This window comes from Alcanivorax sp. 24 (assembly GCF_004360225.1).
Classification (GTDB): domain Bacteria; phylum Pseudomonadota; class Gammaproteobacteria; order Pseudomonadales; family Alcanivoracaceae; genus Alloalcanivorax; species Alloalcanivorax xiamenensis.
In genome coordinates, this window is record NZ_SNUA01000001.1 from 68,743 (window position 1) to 91,290 (window position 22,548).

The window sequence follows — 22,548 nt, forward strand, 5'->3', positions numbered from 1 at the left end:
GATTTATTGCCTTTCCCCATGACGCTACTTCTGGTGGTGGTGACCCTGTTGGGCGCCGCCTTGCTTTATTTCTCCGATCGGCAGCAGCGGCTGCTGGCCTTGCCGTTACCGCCGGCGGCCCGCCTCGGCGGGTTGCTGATGGTGGTGGGCGGACTGGCCGGCTGGGCCGCGCATTGGGGCACTGGTGTGGGGCTGTTTACAGGGTTGTGGGTGTTTGCCCTGGGGAGCATGGCGCTGCCGATGATAGTGGGCCATCTGGTGGACGGTTACCGGGCTCAGGGGCGATCCCGATCATGAGGGTGCTGCTTGGAACCGTGCTGGGACTGCCGCTGGCCTTGATGCTCTGCGGTCTGATGGCGGCGATAGTGCCGGTGGACTGGCGGCAATGGCTGGTGCTGTATTTGCTGTTATCCGTGGTCCTGTGGTCGGCACTGATCATGTTGGCCGCGCTGCCCGCCACCCACGGGCGCACCGCGGTCTGGCTGGTGGCCACCAACGGTGCCGCCTGGATACTGCTGCAGACCACCGGACTTTACGGAGCGGCGGCATGAAAGCGGAGACCCTGCGCAAACACATTGATCTGCACGGTTGGCTGGGCATGCTGGCCGGGCTGGCCCTGTTCGTGGCGTTCTTCGCTGGCGCCCTGAACATGTTTCATGAAGAGTTACATCATTGGCAGGAGCCTTATGTCGCCGAAAGCGGTGGCGGTGAGGGCGACCTCCAGGCGCTGCTGGATCAGGTGCTGGCGGTCACGCCGGAGGCGGCCAAACTGATGTATCTGGTGCCGGGGGATGACCCGGTGGCCCTGTGGCAGGACGCCAATCAGGAATGGCGGTTTGACCATGCCAGTGATTTCAGCGCCGCTGGTGAACGGGTCAAGACGCCGCGTTCGGAACTGGCCGAGTTCATCAATGAGCTGCATTACAAGCTGGCGCTGCCGGTGGTCGGCCTTTATCTGATGGGCATTATCTCGGTGCTGTACGGTGCCGCCCTGATCGGCGGGCTGGTTATCCACTGGCCGAAAATGAAGAAGGAATTCTTTGCTCTGCGGCATCAGGGCAACCTGCGGCGCTATTGGAAGAATCTGCACAATTTGGTCGGTGTCATCAGCTTTCCTTTCCACGCCATCTTCGCCATTACCGGCGCGGCCATGGGCTGTTTCGCATTGCTGGCGCTGGTGGCGGGAACCTTGGTGTTCGGTCCACAGTTGCAAGGGGCCATCACTGAAGCCACCGAAGCCTGGCCAACACCACGGGCCAGCGGCGAAATGGTGGAGATGGCCGGCGTGGCGGCCTACGTGGCCGCCGCCCGGGCTGAGTTGCCGGATCTGCGGGTGGATTGGATCGAGGTTCAGCAGTATGGGGACCGCAATGCGGTGGTGGATGTGGCCGGGTCCGTGCCAGGCTGGATCGCCCATCATGCCCATGTGGTGCTGGCCGGTGATAACGCCCGCACCCTGACTGTCTCCAGCCCCGGTAACCGCCCGTTCAATCACGCCGCTTTGTCACCTGTGTATTCCCTGCACTTCGGTGACTATGGCGGGTTGCTGGTTCGTGGCCTGTATTTCGTTCTCGGCCTGTTGGGGTGTTTGTTGTTCTTCTCCGGCAATGTGATGTGGGCCGAGCGGCGCACCGACCGCCAGGGGCCGAACCGGTCCGCCATCATTATGTTGCGGGTGACACTGGGGGTGACTTTTGGCGTGATGGCGGGGCTCGCGGTGAGTTGTATCGCCAACAAGGTGGTCAGCCATTCGCCATGGGCCGGCGCCGTGGCCTGGTCGGAAAAAGGGTCTTTCCTGGCGGTGCTGTTGCTGACCCTGCTGCTTGCCCTGCGGGCGGCGCCACTGGCCATGTGCCGGTGGGGATTGCGCGGCTGCATTGCTCTGTACGCTTTGGTTCCCGTGGTGCAGGGCGGTCTGGAAGGCTTTGCGTCCTGGAGTGAGCCTCATATCTACCTGGTCAACATTGCCTTGTGGGCGGTGGCGGCCAGTCTGGCGGCGGTGGAGTGGCTGCGAGTGCGGCGCTTGCGCCGGGCCGGACCCCATCCGCTGTGGGAATCCGCTCCGCCGGCTCCAACCGGTGAGGCCGGTCTGGTCCGTTCCTGACACAAGGGCCTGGCATCAAGGCCAGGGCTGGCGCATCCTGCCTCTTCTGCCGATGGCGAGCGAGGGTCGAAAGCGGATGAATCTGGAACGGGAGTGGGCGAACCTGACGCCCCGTGATGCCATCGCCTTGCAGCGGAATACCGCCACCGCCGTGATCACCGAGGATCAACTGCCCGTGGTGCGTACCGTGGCCGGCGTGGATGTGGGGTTCGAGAACAAACACACCGCCCGGGCGGCGGTGGTGGTGTTGGATGCCGCTACCCTGGAACCGGTGGACCACGCCCTGGCCCGTTTGCCGGTTTCCTTCCCCTATGTGCCAGGTTTGTTGTCCTTCCGCGAGTGTCCCGTGGTCCTGCGGGCGCTGTCGTCGCTGAGCGTGACGCCGGATCTGCTGCTGTGCGATGGTCAGGGCATCGCCCACCCGCGCCGCCTTGGGGTGGCCTCTCACCTTGGCGTATTGACCGGCCTGCCCAGTATTGGCGTGGCGAAAAGCCGCCTGGTCGGTACCCATGATCCGGTGCCGGACCGGCGTGGCGTCTGGGTGCCGCTGCGTGACGGCGACGAAGTGATTGGCGCGGTGCTGCGAACACGGCAAGGGGTCAAGCCGTTGTTCATCTCACCGGGCCATCGTCTGTCACTGGCCACGGCGCTGGAGTGGGTGATGGCCTGTGTCACCCGCTACCGTCTGCCGGAAACCACCCGCTGGGCCGACGGGCTGGCCTCCGATCGCGGCCAACGCTGGCTGGATCGCCTGAAATAGCCTGGCCTGCTAATCTGCCCCTTTGTCCGGCGAAGTGCCGGTATGACCAGGACACGGAATGGAGAGTTGTATGTATTGTCGACCCCGCACTCAATGGCGCTGGATGACGCTGGTGTTGTGTTTGTCATTCGGGAGTGCCGTTGTTCAGGCACAGGAGGCGCGCTATGACGCCCCCAAGGCCGTGGTCGGTCCCTTGCCCTATTTGGGTGTGCACGGGCTGGGTGTGGACGCTGAAGGGCGTTTGTACGCCGGCAGCGTGGTGGGACAATCGCTGAATCGCGTGGACATCAACAGCGGCAAGGTGACGGTGTTTGAAGGGGCGGATGAGGGCATGGCCGACGATGTCGCCTTCGGGCCCGACGGCGAAATGGCCTGGACCTCCTACCTCAGCGGTATTCTGCGCATTCGCGATGCCGAGGGCGAAGTGCGTGACGCCGCCCTGGGGCTGCCCGGCATCAACTCCCTGGCTTATAACGAGGAAGGCCGGTTATTCGCCACCCAGGTGTTCATGGGCGATGCGCTCTACGAAATCGACCGCCAGGGTGAAGCGCCGGTCCGTAAAATCAAGGAAGACATGGGCGGCCTCAATGGTTTTGAATTCGGCGCCGACGGCAAGCTGTACGGGCCGTTGTGGTTCAAGGGCAAAGTGGTTCGGGTGGACGTGGACAGCGGCAAGATGGAAACCGTGGCGCGGGATTTTCAGGTTCCCGCGGCAGTGAATTTCGATGCCGACGGCGGGCTCTACGTAGTGGACACCAAAACCGGTGAACTGGTGCGCGTCGATGTGGACAGCGGCGCCAAAACCACGGTGGCCACGCTGAAGCCGGCCCTGGATAACCTGGCCGTGGACGATAAACGCAAGCGCATCTATGTCTCCAATATGGCGGACAACTCGATCCAGGAAGTGGATCCGGAAAGCGGCAAGGTCCGCACTCTGGTGAGTTCGGATCTGGCCGCCCCGGCAGGGCTTTCGGTGGTCGGTGACGACATCTACATCGCCGATGTGTTCGCCTTGCGCCGCTATGCGGTGGGTGAAGGCAAGGTGCACGAACTGGCGCGGGTATGGGGCTCGGACCTGGAATACCCGATGAACATCTGGGCGGATCAGGACACCGTGGTCACCGCCAGCTGGGCCGCCGGCGTGGTGCAGGAGTTCGACCGGCACAGTGGTGAATTGAAGCGCTCCCTGCATGAGTTCAAGGCGCCGCACGATGTGGTGCGTCTTAACGATGGCAGCCTGCTGGTGGCGGAACTGGCCAACGGCAATCTGGTGCGGGTGGCCGGCAAGGAAGGTAAAAAACGGGATGTGGTGGTGGAGGACCTGGAAGGGCCGGCCGGCTTGTCCCTGAGCAAGGACGGCTCGACGCTGTATGTCGCCGATGCCGGCGGCAATCTGTGGGCGTTCAATACCGAGGGCTGGTCCCGTCGCCTGATCCGTGATGACCTGACCTTGCCGGAAGGCATCGATCTGACCCGGGAGGGCAAGCTGCTGGTGATGGAAGTGGGCAAGCGCCGTTTGCTGGAAGTGGACCCGGTCCGGGGCGACCAGCGAGTGTTGGCGGAGGAACTGCCGGTGGGGTTGCCCCAGCTTCAGGGCTTGCCGCCCACCGGCGTGTTCAATGATGTGGTGGAGGCCGCCAACGGCGATCTCTACTTCAGTGCCGACCGCAAGGGCGGCCTGTATCGTATGAAACGGCGCTGAGGGCAAGGATTACATCGCCTGGCCGTTTCCATGAACCTCGACTACAAAGCCGCTGTGGAAAGCTTGCTTGCAAGCGAACGGCCGACGGCCCGGGGGCGTTCGCGGCCAAGGCCGCTTCCCACAGCGGCTTCGTGGGAACCACTGAATTCATGTTTCCAAGGCCGGTAAACAGGCTTTGGGTGTGGCACGCCAGCAACTTGCGGAACATCAATGGCCCCCGGACCATTGATGTCCCTGTTCAAACAAGCGGATCAGTTCTTCTTGCGGGGCAGGGTGAGCCAGTCATTGGGGCTGGGGGCGCTGCCCGAGGTGGTCTCAACCACGGACAGACCTTCACCAACCCACTGAGTCACTTTCACCTTGCCGGCAACGGCGCCGGGCCGCCAACCGATCACCTGACCGGACGGCGCCTGGATGGCTTGTCCCGGCTGCCGCACCTCCAGTTCGGTGCCCAGTGCCAGCCCGTTGCGGCGGCCGGCGGGGATATAAACATGGCCGTCACCGCCGTCGAAAGCCCGTACTGACCAGCGGGCGCTGTCAGCGCGGGCGGCCAGCTCATCCAGCAGGGCGTCGGCGCCGCCGTTGCCATCCGTTCCGAGGGTCACCGTGGAGACACCGTCACGGGTGGTATCACGCAGGGAAACCTGTAATTGATTCTGACCCGTGGGAATCACTTCCACCAACAGGCGCACGCCCGGGTAGCTGGTCAGACCGTCAAGGCAGCTTTCGCTTTGCAATGGTGCATTGCCGCAACCCTGGGTATTACTGAGAGCGTCGCGCAGGGTGCCGGTGGGTACGATCACGAAGCCATGTTCCGGAGCGCCTTCGATGAGGGTGTTCCAGAAGGCATCGGCACTGCCGAGCTGGCCCTGTACCAGCACGCCGACATTATTGAGGGGTTCGTCGCGATGTTGGAATGCGGTGACGGCACCCTGTTCACTGGCGTCGCGTTCCCAGAACGGCGTCTTCCATTCCGGTTTGGGCGTGTTGAGCTCGGTCGGAGAATCGACCATTGCCAGTGCGTTTTCAGTGTCCAGGTTCTGGTTGGCGCAGCCGCTGACAAAGGCGGCCGCCAGGAGACCAAGCAGGGCTCGACGGGGGCTGTTATTCATGGATGTTTCCGTTTCTACCGCATTGAGGGGGCGGGTCGGAACTGGCCGGCCCGGACGTCCCTTGGAGTTTGCGCAACTGAAGAGGGAGTGTCCAGTGTCAGACTCTCCGACCCGAACGAAAAAAGCGCCGCGTACCAGCGGAAATGGCACGATCCGCGGGTGACGCGACGAGAGGCGGACAACAGGGCGAAGGGACCCTCATGCCGCGCGGTATGGTGCAGCGAATCCAAGCGGATTCCAGGAGGGCGGTCCATCCTGGACTGCCCTAACCACACGGAACTGGGAGCTTAGAAATTGACGGTCATATTCAGGCTGGCGGCCTTCACATCGTCGTCGGCGAAAGCCGCCGAGGGCAAAGGACCGACCAGGCCGTTGCTGGACAACACGCCGGCTTTGTTCTCTTCCAGCATACCCACGGACAGCCAGGTTCTCAGGGTTTTGTTGACCTGATAGCTGAATTGCAGGTCATAGAACATGCTGTCGTCGTCGACGACGCTGTTGTCCACCGATAGCTGGCCCACGGCGCCGGTAACGGCGAACTTGTCGGTGAGATTCCAGGTCAGTTTGCCGGCGATCACTTCCTCATCGTAGCCTTTGACCCCGAGTGTGCCACCCATGCGATACATACTGGTGGGACTTTGGGTGGAATCAGGGTTGTTGTTGATCAGGCTGGAGTAGGTGTCGAAGCCGGGGGAAATCAAACCGCCGTCCTTGGACATGATGTACTGCAGTCCCCAGTCCACGACACCGGCGTCGCCTTCAAGGCGTAGATAGCCGGACGGGGACTGATCGGTGAAGAACTGGTCGTCCACGCCATTTTCCACGTTGCCGTTGGTGAAGTAGTTGAAGCCCAAGGTGGCCTTGGCGACATCACCGAGGCCGCCGCTGACATAACCGGAGAACAGGGTGACGTTGTTGAGTACATAGGGCGCGGCTCCGCCGCCGGGGTGTGGGGTCATCCCTTCGTAGTTGTTCATCCACTGCACGTAGACCAGGCCAGCGGTCCAGTTGTCGGTGATCTTGCTGGTGATACCCAGCGTGGTCATATCACCGTTGTCCTGGTTGGCGAAAGGCGTGGAGTCCTGGCGGCGATCATAAAGTGCCACCAGCGTGGTCTTCTTGCTCAGGGGCTGAATCATCAGGACCCGGTCACGGCGGTCGTCACACACCAGGAAGCAGTTATTGTAACTGGTGGCCTGCCGGCCCACGCGGAAGATGGTGTGACCCACTGGAATCTGCACATAGCCGAGATCCAGGCGAACATTGTCGCCGCGGCTGCCGGTGTTGAAAGCCTGATCATTGGCGGGAGAGGCGGCGCCGTGACTGTCACCGACCCAACGGTCACCGGCCAGCTCCACACTGGTGTAGACGGAGATGCCGGTGTCTTCATCCAGGAAGTTGGCTTTTACCCGGATCAGATGACCGAAGCCGGTATCCGTGTCCGACGTGCCAGGGGTGCCGGTGTCAAAAGCGTCGGAGGTAACGCCGAACGCGGTGGCGCGGTATTCCATACCGAAATCGGTTTTCAGTGCCATGGCGGAAGACGACATCAGGGTGCCGAGGCCGATGGCGGAGCCGATCGCGGCGGCTTTAATACTTTTTCGGAGTTGATTTGAAGGGGTGCTGGTGCTCAGCGGTGTATTTTGTTTTTCGGTCCACTTAAATGCCATTGTTGTTGCCCTTTATTGTTCGAAGTTTATTGGTATCCGGGAACTTCGGATGGCGTCGATGCGCCATGGCGACCACACCCGGTTTTTATTTGTACCCGTGTGCCAATCCCCGATGTCCCTCGCGCCCTTCCGAAGGCAGTTTCTCCCGAGTGAGCCCGTCTTATTCTGGAGGGCTCTTAATTGCCAGAGCGTATTTCTGGTTAAACGTATTAATACGCGCCGGTCAGCTTATCTTTCCCTTCATGGAGAAACGGTAACAATCGTCGTTTCCGACGAGATGTGAAATTTATACTAATTGGGATGTTTCTAATTTTTAGTCGGGATAAAAAGACTGAGTTACGGGTTAATAAAATTATTATTTAAAATGTGGAACGATTGTTCTATTGATATAAAAATAGAAAGGAAAATACTTAGATATATAAACCAAGTTGAATTAAACAATAATGATGAGGTGAGGGATGTTTTGGGAGCGACCGGGAATGGGGATATTCATCCTTCCCGGAGAGGACTGATCGTGTGCTGGCGCACGGGTATCCCCCGTGGAAAGCGGCCTGGAGGTGTCAGGATTGGCGCGGAGGAGGGCTCTGTGGATCCTGAAGCGGCAGAGGAAAATGGAAGCCGGAAGGGGCTCTGAGGCTATCGCCGGCGGGGCAATATCAGCGCGGGCGGAGAGAAGGCAAAAGAAAAGGGGCGGCTGAGGCCGCCCCTTTCCAGAGGGTTACTGATTGGGAAAACAATCAGAAGTTCACGGTCATGTTCAGGCTGGCGGCTTTCACGTCGTCGTCGGCGAAGGTGTTCATTCCCGACAGAGAGCCAATCAGGCCATTGCCGGACAGGGTTCCGGCCTTGTTTTTCTCCAGCATGCCCACGGACAGCCAAGTGCGCAGCGCCTTGTTGACCTGATAGGCGAATTGCAGGTCATAGACCATGCTGTCGTCGTCCACGGTGCCGGTATCCACGGACAGTTGGCCCACGGCGCCGGTTACGGCGAACTTGTCGGTGACGTTCCAGGTGAGCTTACCGATCACCAGATCCTCATCGTAGTCCTTCACGCCCAAGGTGCCGCCCATGCGGTACATGCTGGTGGCGCTTTGGGTTGCGTCGGGGTTGCTGTTGATCAGGCTGGAGTAGGTATCAAAACCGGGTGCGATCAGGCCGCCGTCGCGTGCAGTCACGTACTGGACACCCCAGTTCATCGGACCAACATCACCTTCCAGACGGAAGTAGCCGGACGGAGACTGGTCAGTGAAGTATTGCTCGTCCGCCGCGCCTTCCACTTTGCCGTCGCTGAAGTGGTTGAAGCCCAGGGTGGCCTTGGCCACGTCGCCCAGGCCGCCGGTCACGTAACCGGATACCAGGTTGACGCCGTTCAGTGCGTAGGGGGTTGGCGTATAAGCCACGGTGCCGTCGTAGTTGTCCATCCACTTAACGAACAGCAGGCCGGCATTCCAGCTTTCGCTCAGCTTGCCGGTAACGCCCAGCAGGACCATGTCGCCGTTGTCCTGGTTGGCGAACGTATTGGTGTCGGCGCGACGGTCGTAGCCAAGCACCATGGTGGTGGTCTTGTTCAGAGGCTGAATCATCAGCACCCGGTCACGGCGATCGTCACACGTCAGGAAGCAGTTGTTGTAACTGGTGGCCTGCCGGCCCACGCGAAAGATGGTGTGGCCCACCGGAATCTGCACATAGCCCAGATCCAGACGGACATTGTCGCCACGGCTGCTGGTATTGAAACCCTGGGGATTGGTGGTGCCGTATTTGCGGTCGTCACCGGTCCAGCGGTCGCCGGCCAGCTCCACGCTGGTGTAGACGGAGATGCCGGTGTCTTCGTCGAGGAAGTTGGCTTTGACGCGAATCAGGTGGCCAATACCGTTATCCGTCTCGGAGGTGCCGGAGCCGCCATCGAAGGCGTCTGATTGTACCGCGAAGGCGGTAGCGCGGTATTCCATACCGAAATCGGTTTTCAGTGCCATGGCCGGAGCCGACATCAGGGTGCCGAGACCGATGGCGGAGCCGATAGCGGCGGCTTTGATGCTGGTGCGGAGTTGGGAACGGGCAGGACTAGCCTGACCCCCTTCGTGATTGCTGGTCCACTTAAGTGCCATTGTTATTCGTCCTGTGTTCTTCGAAGTTTATTGATAGAGGGGTCGCTGTTTTGATTTATGACCCCAGGCCTCCCTTCGCCCTTCCGAAGGCAGTTTCTCCCGAGAGAGGACCTCCATCCCGGAGGCACCCTAGAAGACGTGCAAGTATACCCGTTTCGCAGGCATTAATTGGGGAACGGGCGTACTCCCTGTCGACGATATGGTTGTCTCTGTGACCGAATGGTAACAATCGTCGGTTTCGACGAAATGCCTGGAGCGCCCGAAGCCCCTTGCCTTCGCGCTTTTCCCCCGCGCGTGAAGAAGGGCGACGTTTCGATGTTAAGCGGCTTTCGTGGGCTTCGCGAACCCCTCCTTAAGTCGCATGTTCATGTGAATAATTCTTCCAAAACAAGGGGTTGCATGCGAGTGGCTATGAACTGAAGTGTTTTGCGCCGTTTGTTGACGGTGTCGCCTGTTGTCGCGAGCGGGTGTTCACTGGCTGATGAGTTTCATGGAAAAGGCGAAATGAAAAGAGGAGGGGGCGACGAAAAGAATTTCCAAATATGTCACGCCAGGACGAAATTGGTCGAAAATTGAGCAAAAAGAAAAGGGCCTAACATATTGTTGGGAAGAAAAAATCGTCCATACCGATAAGAATTATTTCAAAATAAAACCAAAAAATCGGTAAGTAAGCACGCACACTTAAAGAAGACCTCTGGAAAGCGGATAGATTCCCCGCCTTGAAGGCAAATCGTCGCTTCGGACGACGAGTCTTTCCCGTTCGCCCCCTAACAATGGAAAGAGAAGAACAACATGGACCCGGCAGTCGGGAGAGATCAGTAATGGGTGACCTATATGGGTGACAAGGCCCCTTTCGCCGTTCGCCATGAGTATCACTTTGGCGATCGTCTGGTGCGCTGCTACGCGTCCAGACCGGCCAATCTGTTGGCTTCCTTTCGCCGTGCCGTGAGTCAGGCGCCGAACAAGGAGTGTCTGGTCTGCGATGGCCAGCGGTTCACGTATCGGGAGGCCAATCGGCGTGTGCAACATATCGCGGCCCAGTTGGCGCGGCGTGGCGTGGTAGCCGGTGACCGGGTCGCCTTGCTGATGGCCAACAGCAACGAGTTCGTGTTGGCGCTGCTGGGAGCGTTGCGGCTTGGCGCCATCGTGGTGCCGGTCAATATCCGGGAATCGAAATCCGGGCTCGCCTACATCCTTTATCATTGTCAGGCCAAGGCGCTGATTCACGACCATGCCCAGAGCGACAAGGTCAGCGGCCGCGAGACCTTGCCGGCGCTGGCTTTCCGTTTCGTGGTGGGAGATCGGGTCGCTGGCACCGAGCCTTTCGAGGCTCTGTTGAAAGAGGGGGCGCCGCGTCTGCCTTTGCCCTCCCTGCAAGAAGATGATACCGCCATTCTGCTGTATACCTCGGGCACCACCGGGCGCCCCAAGGGAGTACGCCTGACCCATCTGAATCTGCTGCACAGCCTGATCCACTTCGAGCAGTCCATGGCGCTTGGTGACGATGAGCGCTCCTTGTTAGTGGTGCCGGCGAGTCATGTCACCGGTGTGGTGGCCGTGATTCTGACCCTGTTCCATGTGGGCGGGTGCGTGGTGATCCAGCGGGAGTTCGACGCCCAGCGTTTCCTGGCGCTGGCTGATCGGGAACGGATCACGCACACGGTGATGGTGCCCGCCATGTACAACCTCTGTCTGCTGAGGGCGGACTTCGATCAATTTGATCTGTCCGCCTGGCGTCTGGGCGGTTTCGGCGGCGCGCCCATGCCGGAGGCCACCATCAGGCGGTTGGCTGACCGCTTGCCGAACCTGCGGTTGGTTAACGCATACGGGGCCACCGAAACCTGCTCACCGGCCACCATCCTGCCATTGGGTGAGGCTGCTCGGCGCGCCGACAGTGTCGGCAGGGTAGTCACGTGCGGTGACATCAAGGTGATGGACTCCAATGGCCGCGAACGGCCGCCGGGCGAAGCTGGCGAATTGTGGATCGCCGGCCCCATGGTGACGCCGGGATATTGGAACAATGCGGAGGCGGATCGCGCGGAATTCGCCGGTGGCTACTGGCGTTCCGGTGACATCGGTTCGGTGGACGAGGAAGGTTACGTGCGTGTGCTGGACCGCAAGAAGGACATGATCAATCGTGCTGGCTACAACGTCTACAGCGCCGAGTTGGAAGGGCTGCTGCAAGGGCTCGACGGGGTGATCGAGAGTGCCGCGGTGGCTCGGCCCGACCCGGTGCTGGGTGAGAAAATCCAGCTGTTCGTGGTCAGTGACGACCCGACGCTCAGCGCCGCCCGGCTCAAGGCCTACTGCGCGGAACATCTGGCCGATTACAAAATCCCTGATTTCATCGATTTTCTTGAAGAGCCGCTGCCCCGTAACGCCAATGGCAAGGTGTTGAAAGCGCAATTGAGGCAGCGTCTCGGCGATACCCAAACGGCGTCCGGCTAGGCCACGGCGGTTCACCGCAACCGCCGGAGGATGGTTCCTGCGCTCCCAACATCGACACGGATAAGCCGGTTGCGTTGCCGGGGAGGACATCTTTATGCGCATGGTACGTTTGCTTCTGGTTATGGCACTCACGGCGATATCGGCGGTGTCCGCCGCCGCGCCGCTGAGAATTTCCGCCGGCATGGGGCAGCAGCACTTCTGGGTCGGCCAGCACATGGACCCGTTCGTGGACGCCATGGAAAAGGAAACGGACCTTTCCTTCGTACGTTTCTATTCCGGTTCCCTGGTGACGCCGGGACGGGAGTGGGATGCACTGAAGACGGGCACGATTTCGGTGGCCGCGCCACTGCTGGCGCCCTACCACGAAGGCAGTTTCCCACTGTCCGATGTGACCCAGTTGCCCACGCTGAATACCACTTCGGTGATGGTCACCAAGGCGCTTCAGACGCTGATGGACTCCGATCAGGAACTGGCGGACGGCAAGACCTTTTACCAGTATGAGTTGGCCAGCAAGGGGCTGCGCGGCTGGCCCCTGGGGGCCACTTCCGCGTATTCGTTATCCACCATCGGCAGGGTGCTGGATTCTCCGGATGACCTGAAAGGCGCGCCGATCCGTGCCGGTTCCGCGCTGCACACCATACTGCTGCAGGAACTGGGCGCGACGCCAGTGACCATGACCAGCGCCGACTCCTACGAGGCGCTGTCCCGCAAGACGGTGATTGGCACCATCCTGTCGGTGGCGGATTGGCCGTCGTACTCGTTCGAGGACCTGCTCAAGTACACCATCACCGGCATTTCCATGGGACATTGGGAAAGCTACCTGGCGGTCACCGACCAGACCTGGAACGGATTGACCGAACAACAGCGCGCCACCTGGGACCGGGTGGCGCGGCAAATAGCTCTGGATAACGCGGCCCATATTGACCAGCAGGAAGAGGCGGTGCGGGCCAGAACCCAGAAGGCGGGCGCCACCTTCGTGGAATTGAGCGAGTTGTCCGATGACATGGCCCGGCATCTGCAGGATGCCGCCAGCCGTACCTGGATTCGCTGGATCGAGCAGATGGAGCAGGCCGGGCATCCGGGTAAAGCCACCGCGCGCCTGTGGGCGGAGCTGATTGAAGAGCTGGGCGGCACCATTCCGCGGAGTGCCGTGGATTACCTTGAGAAGGATTGAGCCGGTGCCATGTCGAATACGCAGATAATCTGGATGGTGCTGGCCTGGTTCGCCGCCTTTCTGGTGCTTGGTCAGAACGTGGCCACGGTGCTGTTTGGCGCCGGCATGCTGGGTATCGTGCTGGTGGTCGGCGTCGATGTGCTCGGCGGGATTCTTGGTTCCGATACCTTCTACACCGCGTCGATTTACTCCCTCTCGATCGTGCCGCTGTATTTGCTGATGGCTCAGTTGCTGTTGCGCGGCGGCGTGATACGGGATCTGTTCGCGGTGGGCCACAGGTTGTCGGGTTATCGGCGCTTCCCATTGGGCGTGGCGACCATCGTCACCGGCTCGTTACTGGGCGCGGTGTCAGGTTCCGGCGCCGCCAGCTCCGCTTCGTTGGCCTCCCTGGCCTCGCCGGAGCTGGAAAAACTGGGTTACACCCGGCGTTTCTCGTTGAGCCTCTCGGCGGTGGCCGGCTCGCTGTCGGCGATCATTCCACCGAGTTTGATCATGATTATTTATGGTTCGCTGGCGTCGGTGCCCATCGGTCATCTGTTCATCGGCGCGATCGGGCCGGGGCTGTTGTGCATCGTGATCTATATCATCTGTCTGCGACTGTTTGGCGAATTGCGCGAGGGCGCGGTGGATGGTCAGGCGCCGGAGCAGGCGCCGCCCTCCGGGGAAGCCCGTCGCAGCATGACCGCTTTTTTGTTCGTGGTGGCACTGATGCTGATTGTGTTTGGCGGCATCTACGGTGGTGTGGTGACGGTGGCGGAGGCCGGCGCACTCGGCGCCTTCACCGCCATGGCCGGCATGATGTTGATGAGAAGGGTCAATGTGCGCGGTTTGTTCGAGGCGCTGGCGGAGTCCGTGAAGGTTACCGCCACGTTGATGATGCTGGTGCTTGGCGCCAAGATTTTCGCCCGCTTTCTGACCTTTTCCCGCTTGCCCAATGAGCTGCTGTCACTGATGGATCCGATACTGGGGCATCCCAATGTGGTGGCGGCGATCCTGATGGCGGTGTTTTTTCTCGGTGGCATGTTCCTGGAATCGGCGGCGGTGATCGTACTGTTGGTGCCGATCATTTTGCCGTTATTGCAAAGTGCCGGCATCGACCTGTTGTGGTTCGGGGTGGTGGCGTCGTTGATGATCGCGCTGGGACTGCTCACGCCCCCGGTGGGGTTGGCCACTTTCGCCGCCGCCAGCGCCGGCAACTATCCGGTGGCGCGGGTATTCCGGTCCGCCAGCCTGTTCGCGCTGGTGGCCGGCGTGGTGCTGACTGTTCTGCTGATCAGCTATCCCGCTCTGATTACCTGGCTGCCACAGCAAATTCGCTGAGCCGCGCGAGAGGAGAAACCATGGTGTTCTGGAAAGCCATTGACCGGTTGGAAGGTGGTCTGGCCTCGGTGGGCGCCGGCCTCTGCCTGTTTCTGATCATGATGATCACGGTGATCGGCGTGCTCGGTCGTTACTTATTGGGGATGGACCTGATTCCCGGTGGTTACAACATGATCGAACGTATGCTGTTTCCCCTGTTGGTGTTCTGGGCGGTGCCGCTGGGGCATCGGCAGGGCACCTTTCCCCGCTTCGATATTCTGGCTGACAAGCTGTCGCCGGGATGGGCGCGAGCGGTGGCGGTGCTGGTGCTGACCGTGGAGATCGTGATCTTCGCCGTATTGCTCTGGTATCTGTGGCAATTCGCCTGGGATGCGGCGCAAAGCGCCCGGCAGATGCAGATCGGTACCCGCTTGTGGCCGGTATGGCCGGTGATGTTGATGATGCCGCTGGCGTTCGCGCTGATGTTGCTGGAGATGGTGCGGCTATGGTGGGAGGCCCTGGCCGGCCGCCAAGCCGGCGCCGGTGATGTTGAGACCAGTGGCTAGAGGAGGCGGTCCGCTTCGCGGCGGGCCCGCCAATTCGCGTGCCGCTCAGAACGGGCGGCTCATGGCCAGGCGCAGGGCGAATCCGATCAGAACAGTGGCGAACAGGCCGCGCTGAAGCCGCTGCGCCCAGGGGCGATGTTGCATCCACAGGCCGAGTGCGCGGCCGCCGGCGATATAGAGCAGGTCAAACAAGACGCCCAGGCCTACCAGAATCGTCCCCAGCACTAGAAACTGCGTGCCCACCGAGCCGTTGTCGATATCGACGAACTGGGGCAGCAACACGGAGCAGAACAGCAGCGATTTGGGATTGGTGAAATTGGTCAGCAAGCCACGCCAGGCCGCCGAGCGATAGGCTCGGGGCGGGCTCCCCAGTAGCGCCGCCGAATCCTCCAGCGACCAGGATGAGGCGCGGCCGATCTTGATGCCGAGCCAGACCAGATAGAGTACCCCGATCCAGCGAACCAGCTCGAATAGCCACGGTGAGGTTTTCAGCAACGCGGCCAGACCGGCGGCCGCCATGACCACATGGGTCCCACGGGCCACCGCCAGCCCCGCCGCAGTCGCCAGACCCTGGGCGCGTCCCCTGACACTGGCGGTCTCCAGTACCAGAACCAGGTCCGGACCGGGTATCAGATAAGCCACCACCAGGGCGCCGATAAACATTTCAAGATGGGCCATGCTCAGTAGGGTCCGAGTGCTTTTCCATGGCACTAAAGGGTACGGGCTCCGTGGATGGGCCGGATTGCGTTTTGGTGGGTGATGGCGCCGTATGGTGGCATATAATGCTAATGGCCAACCTGAAAGGAGCTATTTATGCCAGAAATGAAATTGGACAATCTGGACCGGCGGATTCTGACCGCGTTGCAGCGGGACGGCAGGTTGAGCAACGTTCAGCTGTCCGAGGAGGTGGGGCTATCGCCGTCACCCTGTTTACGCCGGGTTCGCCTACTGGAGCGAAGCGGGATCATTCGCGGCTACCGCGCCGAGCTGGACCGCGCCGGGGTGGGGCTGGGGTTGACGGTTTTCGTCGGCATCAAAGTGGGGCAGCACGATGACGAGGCGGACAGCGCCTTCCGCGGCGCCGTGGCGGATCTGCCGGAGGTGGTGGCCTGTTATCTGCTTTCCGGAGAGTCGGACTTTCTGCTGCAAGTGGTGGTGCCGGATCTGCCCGCCTACGAACGGTTTTTGCGCGGCACTTTGCTGAAACTTCCTGGTGTCATCGATATCCGCAGCAACTTCGCCATTTCCACGGTCAAGCGGGAAACCGCTTTGTCGCTGGCGCATCTGCCGGGGGCGGCGGGATGATGGGACGGAGGGGCCGGAGCCCCTCCTGATCATAGTCCTTGGAACTCGGCGATCTCATCCAGTGGCGCCCGTTTGGCGCGCAGCTGATTCACCTCCGCGCTCTCGTCCCGGTAACCAATGGCCATACCGGTGAACAGCATCCACTCATCCGGCGTCTGCAGGAATTCGCCCAGGGTTTGCGGATACAGCGACCAGCATTCCTGCGGGCAGCTGTCCAGACCGGCTTCACGCAGCAGCAGCATCACCGATTGCAGGTACATGCCCAGGTCCGACCATTGCGGCGGCCCCATGGTGCGGTGCACATAGCAAAACAGGGCCACCGGTGCTCCAAAGAACTGGAAGTTGTTGGCGAACCAGCGTAACCGTGCCGCCTTGTCCTCGCGGGGAATGCCAAGCAGGCCATACATGTCCTCGCCGACCTGAAAACGCCGGTCCCGGTAGGGGGCGGTCAGGTTCGGCGGATAGACGTCGTACTCCCTGTTTTCCCCACCAGGTGAGTCTTGCAGGCGCTCACGCATGATTGCCTTGAACTGGTCCAGGCGCTCGCCCCCCACCACATAAAGGTGCCAGGGCTGCAGATTGCCTCCGGACGGGGCCCGGGTGGCTTTTTCCAGAACGGCGCGCAGCAGGGCGCCGTCCACCGGACGATCCTGAAAAGCGCGGATCGAGCGCCGGGATTCCAGTGCCTCACTGACGGTTTTGGCATCGGTCATCGGGCATCACTCCTTAAACGGCGGTTCGCTCTGCCATTCGAAGCAGTCGGGCATGTCGGTGGAAACACGGTCGGGGAAGTTCGCCGGGCGTTTTTCCAGGAAGGAATTGACTCCCTCCCGCACGTCCTCGGAGCCGCCCCGGGATTTCATGGTCGCGCTGTCCAACCGGTGGGCTTCCATGGGGTGGGAGGCGCCGGCCATGCGCCAGATCATCTGCCGCATGGCGGCAATGGACACGGCGGAGGTCTGATCGGCGAACTCGCGAGCCAGTTTCACGGCCTCGCCGTACAGCTCATCGGCGGGATGCACGGAACGCACCAGGCCACGCTCCTTCGCTTCCTGAGCGTTGAAGACGCGGCCGGTGAAGCACCATTCCAGCGCCGAGGAAATGCCCACCACCCGGCTCAGGAACCAGGAAGACGCCGCCTCGTTGACGATGCCCCGCTTGGAGAAAACAAAGCCGAAACGGGCGTTGTCGGCGGCAAGCCGTACGTCCATGGGCAACTGCATGGTGATCCCGACACCTACCGCGGCGCCGTTGACGGCGGCGATCACCGGCTTGAGGCTGCGGTAGATACGCAGGGCGACCTGGCCGCCGCCGTCACGGTGAGCGTCGTCCGGGTTGGCGCCTTCGCCGCCGCGTTTCTTGTAGTCGAAGGTGTCGCCGCCGGAGGCCAGGTCGGCGCCGGCGCAGAAGGCACGGCCCTTGCCGGTGACGATCACCGCGCGCACCTCGTCGGTGGTGTCGGTGAAATCAAAGGCGGCGATCAGTTCGTCCTTCATCTCCCGGGTAAAGGCGTTCATGCGGTCCGGGCGATTGAGATAAAGGGTGGCGATACCGTCATCGACGGTCAGTTCCAGAGTTTGAAAGGAAGGAATTTCCATGGTGGCTCCCGAGTACAAAAAAAGGTAAAGGACGGTCAGCCCGCGATCATCGCGGAAGCGCCGCCGTCCACCAGCAAAAACTGGCCAGTGGTGTGCTTGCCGGCGTCCGAAGCAAACAGAAGCGCCACGCCCTTGAGCCCTTCCTCGTCACCGATCTGGTTGAGGGGGACCCGCCGTGCCAGGCCTTCGTCGCCGTGCCGCTCACTAAGGTAGCGGGACATCTTGCTGGGGAACACCCCCGGGCCGATGGCATTGACGGTAATATTGTAAGCACCCCATTCCGCCGCCAGGGCCCGGGTGAAGGTGACCACCGCGCCCTTACTGGTGCTGTAGCCCACCGCCTGCATCAGATCACGGTTGCCACCGAGCGCGGCGTTGGAGGCAATGTTGACGATGCGGCCGTAGCGGCGCGGGATCATGCTCAGGCGGCCGATCTCCCGGGTTAGCAGAAACAGGTTGCGAACGTTGAGGGTCATCACCTTGTCCCAGCCGTCCATGGGATAGTCCTCCGCCGGAGCCCCCCAGGTGGCGCCGGCGTTGTTGACCAGAATGTCCACATGGCCGAGTTCCTTGACCGCCTGCTCCGCCAGACTCAGCACATGCGCCTCCTGGGAGAGATCGGCCGGCAGCAGTAGCACCTCGACACCCCGTTGGCGCAGATGTTCGGCGGCTTCCTCCAGTTCTTTGACCTTGCGGGCACTGATCGCCACGCGGGCCCCGGCTTCGCCGAGAGCCTCCGCCATCTGCAGGCCGAGACCACGCGAGCCGCCGGTGACCAGGGCGGTTTTGCCGGTGAGATCGAAAAGGGCTTGGACGGTACGTACGGGCTGCTCGCTCATGGCAGGGCCTTCTCCGCTGTGCTGGACATGGGGGATACAGATTCACGACCCCGGTGACAGGCGGCAATCGTCGGTTAGGACGAATCGTCTTTTCGGACGACGCCCGCCAGGGGGCTTCCCAACGATGATGCGGAGCCACTTCATTTGGCCTGCAAGGAGTCACCATGACCAGCGAAGCGCTTGTCGATTATCGGGTGAACGGGGCCGTGGCGATCGTCAAGATGAACCGCCCGGACGCCCTCAACGCCTTCAATATCCCCCTGCGCGAGGCCCTGTTGGCCGCACTCAACGAGGCGGAGCAGGACGACCGCGTCAAAGTGGTGGTGCTCGGTTCCACCGGTCGTGCCTTTTCCGCTGGTGCCGATCTGATGGAGTCGCCGGAAAACAAGCCCAGCGTGATTGAAACCCTGTTGGATGGTTATCGGCCCTTGCTGGAGAAAATCTCCACCCTGCCGCTGCCGGTTATTGGCATGACCCCCGGGGTAGCCGCTGGCGTCGGCGCGGCGGTATTGATGGCCTGTGATCTGGTACTGATGGCGGAGGAAGCCCGGATATACATGGCTTTCAGCCACATCGGGCTGGTTCCCGACGGCGGTGCCACCTGGTTTCTCTATCAGCACCTGGGTTACCAGCGTGCTTTCCAGTTGATCGTCGAGGGCGGCAGTCTGGATGCTCAACGCTGTCTGGCGCTGGGTATCGCCAATCAGGTTCTGCCGGTGGATCAGCTCGAAGCCCGGGCGCTGGAATGGGGTGGCCAACTGGCGCAACGCTCTCCTTTGGCCACCGCCGAAGCCAAGCGTCTGCTGCGCGCGGCGGCCACCAGTAGCTACGCGGAAACCTATCAGCAGGAAGCGGTGGCGCAACACCGTTGCATCGCCAGTCCGGAGTCGAAGGCGGCGGTGGAAGCCTTTAAAGCGAAGTCGAAGAAATAGGTGCCACTCAGCAAATCGTCTGATTCGACGACGTTAATCCGGTTGGCGGGTTCCTAGAATTTTTACGCAACATTAAAAATTGCTCCCCGCGATTTTTAATGTCCGCCGCCGGAATCTGAGTCCCGGTGGCGGTTGAACCGGGGTCGCGGACCCAATGAGCAGCCAGCATGGGGAACTCATGGAGTTAAACCAAGAAAACGTGGGTAAGGCGCTGCAGGCATTGTCCTCGCGTCTGCTGCCCGGTGCCGCGATTGACAAACTGACCCGGCTGACTGGTGGCGCCAGCCAGCAGATGTGGTCCTTCAATCTGGTCAGTGACGATGATGTGGAGCCGCTGATTCTGAGAATCGCAAGCCCCATGAACGGCTCGGATTCCACCACGCTGACCATGGACCAGGAAGCGCGTCTGCTGCGGGAAGTATTGCGCCATGATGTGCCGGTTCCCATCGTGCGTTACGAACTGAAGGCGGAGGATGACCTGGGTGTGGGCTATATCATGCGTCGGGTCGACGGGGAAACCTTGCCGCAACGAATTCTGCGCGACGAGGCGTATAGCAACGCCCGCTCGGTGTTGGCACGCCAATGCGGACAAGTAATGGCGGGCATTCATCAGGTGCCCTTGGACAAAGTGTCATTCCTGCGCCAGCGCACCGCCGAACAATTGATTGACACCTACTACCAACGTTACCAGGCCTGCGGCGAGCCGCGCCCGGTCTTCGAGCTGGCGTTTCGCTGGTTGCGCGACAATCCGCCCTCCGAGCCGTCTGAACCCTGTCTGGTTCATGGCGATTTTCGGAACGGCAATCTGATGGTGGATCGCAACGGCTTGCGTGTGGTGCTGGATTGGGAGCTGTCTTATCTCGGTGACCCGATGGCCGACCTGGGCTGGATTTGCGTCAACTCCTGGCGCTTTGGCAACAGTGCGCTGCCGGTGGGTGGCTTCGGCACCCGGGAGGAACTGTTCCAGGGGTATCAGGAAGCCAGTGGCCGCCGGGTGGATCCGGGCCGGGTGGCGTTCTGGGAAGTGTTCGGTGTTCTCAAATGGGGCGTGATCTGCCAGAAGATGGCCCAGGCCTTCATCAGTGGCACCGACCGCACGGTGGAGCGGGGCGCCATCGGCCGTCGTGCTTCGGAAACCGAAATAGATTTGTTGACCCTGTTGGCGCGCTGAGCGCCTGTCCAAGGAGCGACCGATGCAAGATTTGCCCAAGGATCCTGACCTGCTGGCGGTGGTGGCGGAGTTCCTGCGCCGTGAAGTGATGCCGGCGGTCAGTAATGGTCTGGCGTTCCGCGTGCGGGTGGCCGCCAATGTGGTGGATATGGTCCAGCGGCAATTGACCCGGCCGGAGAGTGTGGCCGAGGAGGAACAACAACGGCTGCGTGACCTGCTTGGTGAGGACGGTGAGGTCCGGCTGTTGACCGAACGTCTTTGCGACGGTATCGCCAGGGGCGAATTCACTCTGGATACCCCGGGACTGGCCGACTTTCTCTGGTTTGTCACCATGAACAAGGTGGCGGTGGACCAGCCCCGTTATTCCGGCTACCTCAACGCGCTGGACAAATAGGGTGTACGGGCCCCGGCGCGCCGGCGATGGCGGCCCGAGAGGAGCCCGCCCACAAAACCCACGAAGGAGGGTGTGATGGATTTCAATCTGCCGGCGGAGTTGACCGCCTACCTGGAAGAGCTGGACGCCTTCATCGAGGCGGAAATCAAACCGCTGGAAAATCAGGACGACAACATTCGCTTCTTCGATCATCGCCGGGAATGGGCGCGCACCGATTTCGATAACGGTGGTCTCCCCCGGGAGGAGTGGGAAGCGTTGTTGATGGAGGCACGCCGCCGCGCGGACCAAGCCGGTCATTGGCGTTTCCCCTTACCGAAGCAATATGGCGGCAAGGACGGCTCCCACCTGGCGATGACGGTGATCCGCGAGCACCTGGCGGCGAAAGGCCTCGGTCTGCACAACGATCTGCAGAACGAACACTCCATCGTCGCCAACAACCCCTTCGTCTTGATGTTCCGGGACTTCGGCACCGCCGAGCAAAGCGACACCTTTATCCATGGCATGCTCAATGGTGAACTGAAGCTATCCTTTGGTCTCACCGAGCCCAATCACGGTTCCGATGCCACCCACATGGAAACCCGCGCGGTGAAACAGCAACGGGACGGTGTCGATGGTTGGCTGATCAACGGCGAAAAGATGTGGATCACCGGCATGCACACGTCCACCCACTGCCTCACGTTTGCCCGCACCAGCGGCAAGGACGGTGACGCCAAAGGCATCACCGCTCTGCTGGTGCCCTCGGACACGCCAGGGTTGAAGGTGGAGGAATACCTGTGGACCTTCAACATGCCCACCGATCATCCGCGCATCAGCTTCACTGATGTCTGGGTGCCGGCGGACACGCTGTTCGGCGAAGAGGACAATGGTCTGGCGCTGGCTCAGCATTTCGTTCATGAGAACCGTATCCGGCAGGCCGCTTCCAGTCTTGGCGCGGCGGTATTCTGCATTCAGGAAAGTGTGCGTTATGCTCGCGAGCGTAAACCGTTCGGCGAAGCGCTGGCGAAGAATCAGGGCATTCAGTTTCCGATGGTGGAATTGCATACCCAGACGGAAATGCTGCGGCTGCTGATTCGCCACACTGCCTGGCAGATGGACCAGTTGCCCAAAGTGGAAGTGGAGAAACAACTCTCCGACAAAGTGGCGATGTGTAATTTCTGGGCCAATCGGCTGTGCTGCGAGGCGGCGGATCGTGCCATGCAGGTCCACGGTGGTATGGGTTACTCCCGGCATAAGCCGTTCGAACACATTTATCGGCACCACCGCCGCTATCGGATCACCGAAGGGGCGGAGGAAATCCAGATGCGCAAGGTGGCGGCTTATCTGTTCGGTTATCTGGGGCCCAACCGCTGGCGTGATGAATAAGGAAACG

Annotated in this window: 21 protein-coding genes; 14 read left to right on the top strand and 7 right to left on the bottom strand. The window is 61.2% G+C overall.

The window, feature by feature from the left end:
• Positions 1 to 18 precede the first annotated feature (18 nt).
• The 5 genes from E0L37_RS00305 (at position 19) to E0L37_RS00325 (ending at position 4,566) form a co-directional block, all read left to right on the top strand.
• A complete protein-coding gene (locus E0L37_RS00305; RefSeq protein ID WP_133489837.1) occupies positions 19 to 297 on the top strand; it encodes a hypothetical protein in 279 nt (92 codons plus the stop codon).
• On the top strand, positions 294 to 551 hold the full coding sequence (locus E0L37_RS00310; RefSeq protein ID WP_133489838.1) for a hypothetical protein: 258 nt from the start codon (positions 294 to 296) through the stop codon (positions 549 to 551). Before E0L37_RS00305 ends, E0L37_RS00310 begins: the two co-directional genes overlap by 4 nt.
• A complete protein-coding gene (locus tag E0L37_RS00315) occupies positions 548 to 2,104 on the top strand; it encodes a PepSY domain-containing protein (protein WP_133489839.1) in 1,557 nt (518 codons plus the stop codon). The genes E0L37_RS00310 and E0L37_RS00315 overlap by 4 nt, the downstream gene beginning before the upstream one ends.
• A gap of 76 nt (positions 2,105 to 2,180) precedes the next feature.
• Complete coding sequence (nfi, locus tag E0L37_RS00320) at positions 2,181 to 2,864, top strand: deoxyribonuclease V (protein WP_133489840.1); 684 nt, start codon at positions 2,181 to 2,183, stop codon at positions 2,862 to 2,864.
• Between the two features lie 70 nt (positions 2,865 to 2,934).
• Positions 2,935 to 4,566 (top strand): SMP-30/gluconolactonase/LRE family protein, encoded by a 1,632-nt coding sequence (locus E0L37_RS00325; RefSeq protein ID WP_166642972.1) that lies wholly within the window; start codon positions 2,935 to 2,937, stop codon positions 4,564 to 4,566.
• Between the two features lie 251 nt (positions 4,567 to 4,817).
• On the opposite strand, the gene E0L37_RS00330 is transcribed toward E0L37_RS00325, so the two are convergent.
• The 3 genes from E0L37_RS00330 to E0L37_RS00340 form a co-directional block, all read right to left on the bottom strand.
• Positions 4,818 to 5,678 carry a hypothetical protein gene (locus tag E0L37_RS00330; RefSeq protein ID WP_133489842.1) on the bottom strand — a complete coding sequence of 287 codons (861 nt, stop codon included), beginning with the start codon at positions 5,676 to 5,678 and terminating at the stop codon, positions 4,818 to 4,820.
• Between the two features lie 287 nt (positions 5,679 to 5,965).
• Complete coding sequence (locus E0L37_RS00335; RefSeq protein ID WP_055100379.1) at positions 5,966 to 7,348, bottom strand: hypothetical protein; 1,383 nt, start codon at positions 7,346 to 7,348, stop codon at positions 5,966 to 5,968.
• Positions 7,349 to 8,085: 737 nt separating this feature from the next.
• A complete protein-coding gene (locus tag E0L37_RS00340; RefSeq protein ID WP_133489843.1) occupies positions 8,086 to 9,453 on the bottom strand; it encodes a hypothetical protein in 1,368 nt (455 codons plus the stop codon).
• An 834-nt stretch (positions 9,454 to 10,287) separates the two neighbouring features.
• On the opposite strand from E0L37_RS00340, the gene E0L37_RS00345 reads away from it, so the two are divergent.
• From E0L37_RS00345 to E0L37_RS00360, 4 genes are all read left to right on the top strand, one after another.
• Positions 10,288 to 11,901, top strand: a complete 1,614-nt coding sequence (locus E0L37_RS00345; protein WP_133489844.1) for a class I adenylate-forming enzyme family protein — start codon at positions 10,288 to 10,290, stop codon at positions 11,899 to 11,901.
• A gap of 94 nt (positions 11,902 to 11,995) precedes the next feature.
• The gene (dctP, locus tag E0L37_RS00350; protein WP_133489845.1) at positions 11,996 to 13,075 is read left to right on the top strand and encodes a TRAP transporter substrate-binding protein DctP; all 1,080 of its coding nucleotides are present in this window, start codon (positions 11,996 to 11,998) and stop codon (positions 13,073 to 13,075) included.
• 9 nt (positions 13,076 to 13,084) lie between these two features.
• Positions 13,085 to 14,395: a TRAP transporter large permease gene (locus E0L37_RS00355; protein WP_133489846.1), complete on the top strand. Its 1,311-nt coding sequence runs from the start codon at positions 13,085 to 13,087 to the stop codon at positions 14,393 to 14,395.
• Positions 14,396 to 14,415: 20 nt separating this feature from the next.
• On the top strand, positions 14,416 to 14,940 hold the full coding sequence (locus E0L37_RS00360) for a TRAP transporter small permease (RefSeq protein ID WP_133489847.1): 525 nt from the start codon (positions 14,416 to 14,418) through the stop codon (positions 14,938 to 14,940).
• Positions 14,941 to 14,985: 45 nt separating this feature from the next.
• Here E0L37_RS00360 and E0L37_RS00365 read toward each other — a convergent pair whose 3' ends face one another.
• Positions 14,986 to 15,618 carry a LysE family translocator gene (locus tag E0L37_RS00365; protein WP_133489848.1) on the bottom strand — a complete coding sequence of 211 codons (633 nt, stop codon included), beginning with the start codon at positions 15,616 to 15,618 and terminating at the stop codon, positions 14,986 to 14,988.
• 135 nt (positions 15,619 to 15,753) lie between these two features.
• Here E0L37_RS00365 and E0L37_RS00370 point away from each other — a divergent pair, with 135 nt between their 5' ends.
• Positions 15,754 to 16,245 carry an Lrp/AsnC family transcriptional regulator gene (locus tag E0L37_RS00370; RefSeq protein ID WP_133489849.1) on the top strand — a complete coding sequence of 164 codons (492 nt, stop codon included), beginning with the start codon at positions 15,754 to 15,756 and terminating at the stop codon, positions 16,243 to 16,245.
• A gap of 29 nt (positions 16,246 to 16,274) precedes the next feature.
• Here the strand turns inward: E0L37_RS00370 and E0L37_RS00375 are convergent, their stop codons facing one another.
• The 3 genes from E0L37_RS00375 to E0L37_RS00385 are packed head-to-tail and all read right to left on the bottom strand — an operon-like array spanning position 16,275 to position 18,682.
• On the bottom strand, positions 16,275 to 16,958 hold the full coding sequence (locus tag E0L37_RS00375) for a nitroreductase (RefSeq protein ID WP_133489850.1): 684 nt from the start codon (positions 16,956 to 16,958) through the stop codon (positions 16,275 to 16,277).
• 6 nt (positions 16,959 to 16,964) lie between these two features.
• A complete protein-coding gene (locus tag E0L37_RS00380) occupies positions 16,965 to 17,843 on the bottom strand; it encodes a crotonase/enoyl-CoA hydratase family protein (protein ID WP_133489851.1) in 879 nt (292 codons plus the stop codon).
• Between the two features lie 35 nt (positions 17,844 to 17,878).
• A complete protein-coding gene (locus E0L37_RS00385) occupies positions 17,879 to 18,682 on the bottom strand; it encodes an SDR family oxidoreductase (RefSeq protein ID WP_133489852.1) in 804 nt (267 codons plus the stop codon).
• Between the two features lie 164 nt (positions 18,683 to 18,846).
• Between E0L37_RS00385 and E0L37_RS00390 the strand changes: the two genes are divergently transcribed.
• The 4 genes from E0L37_RS00390 (at position 18,847) to E0L37_RS00405 (ending at position 22,541) form a co-directional block, all read left to right on the top strand.
• A complete protein-coding gene (locus E0L37_RS00390; RefSeq protein ID WP_133489853.1) occupies positions 18,847 to 19,614 on the top strand; it encodes an enoyl-CoA hydratase/isomerase family protein in 768 nt (255 codons plus the stop codon).
• A gap of 178 nt (positions 19,615 to 19,792) precedes the next feature.
• Positions 19,793 to 20,785 carry a phosphotransferase family protein gene (locus tag E0L37_RS00395; RefSeq protein ID WP_133489854.1) on the top strand — a complete coding sequence of 331 codons (993 nt, stop codon included), beginning with the start codon at positions 19,793 to 19,795 and terminating at the stop codon, positions 20,783 to 20,785.
• Positions 20,786 to 20,807: 22 nt separating this feature from the next.
• On the top strand, positions 20,808 to 21,179 hold the full coding sequence (locus E0L37_RS00400; protein WP_133489855.1) for a DUF6285 domain-containing protein: 372 nt from the start codon (positions 20,808 to 20,810) through the stop codon (positions 21,177 to 21,179).
• A 75-nt stretch (positions 21,180 to 21,254) separates the two neighbouring features.
• Entirely contained in the window at positions 21,255 to 22,541 is a 1,287-nt protein-coding gene (locus E0L37_RS00405) for an acyl-CoA dehydrogenase family protein (RefSeq protein WP_133489856.1), read from the top strand.
• Positions 22,542 to 22,548 lie beyond the last annotated feature (7 nt).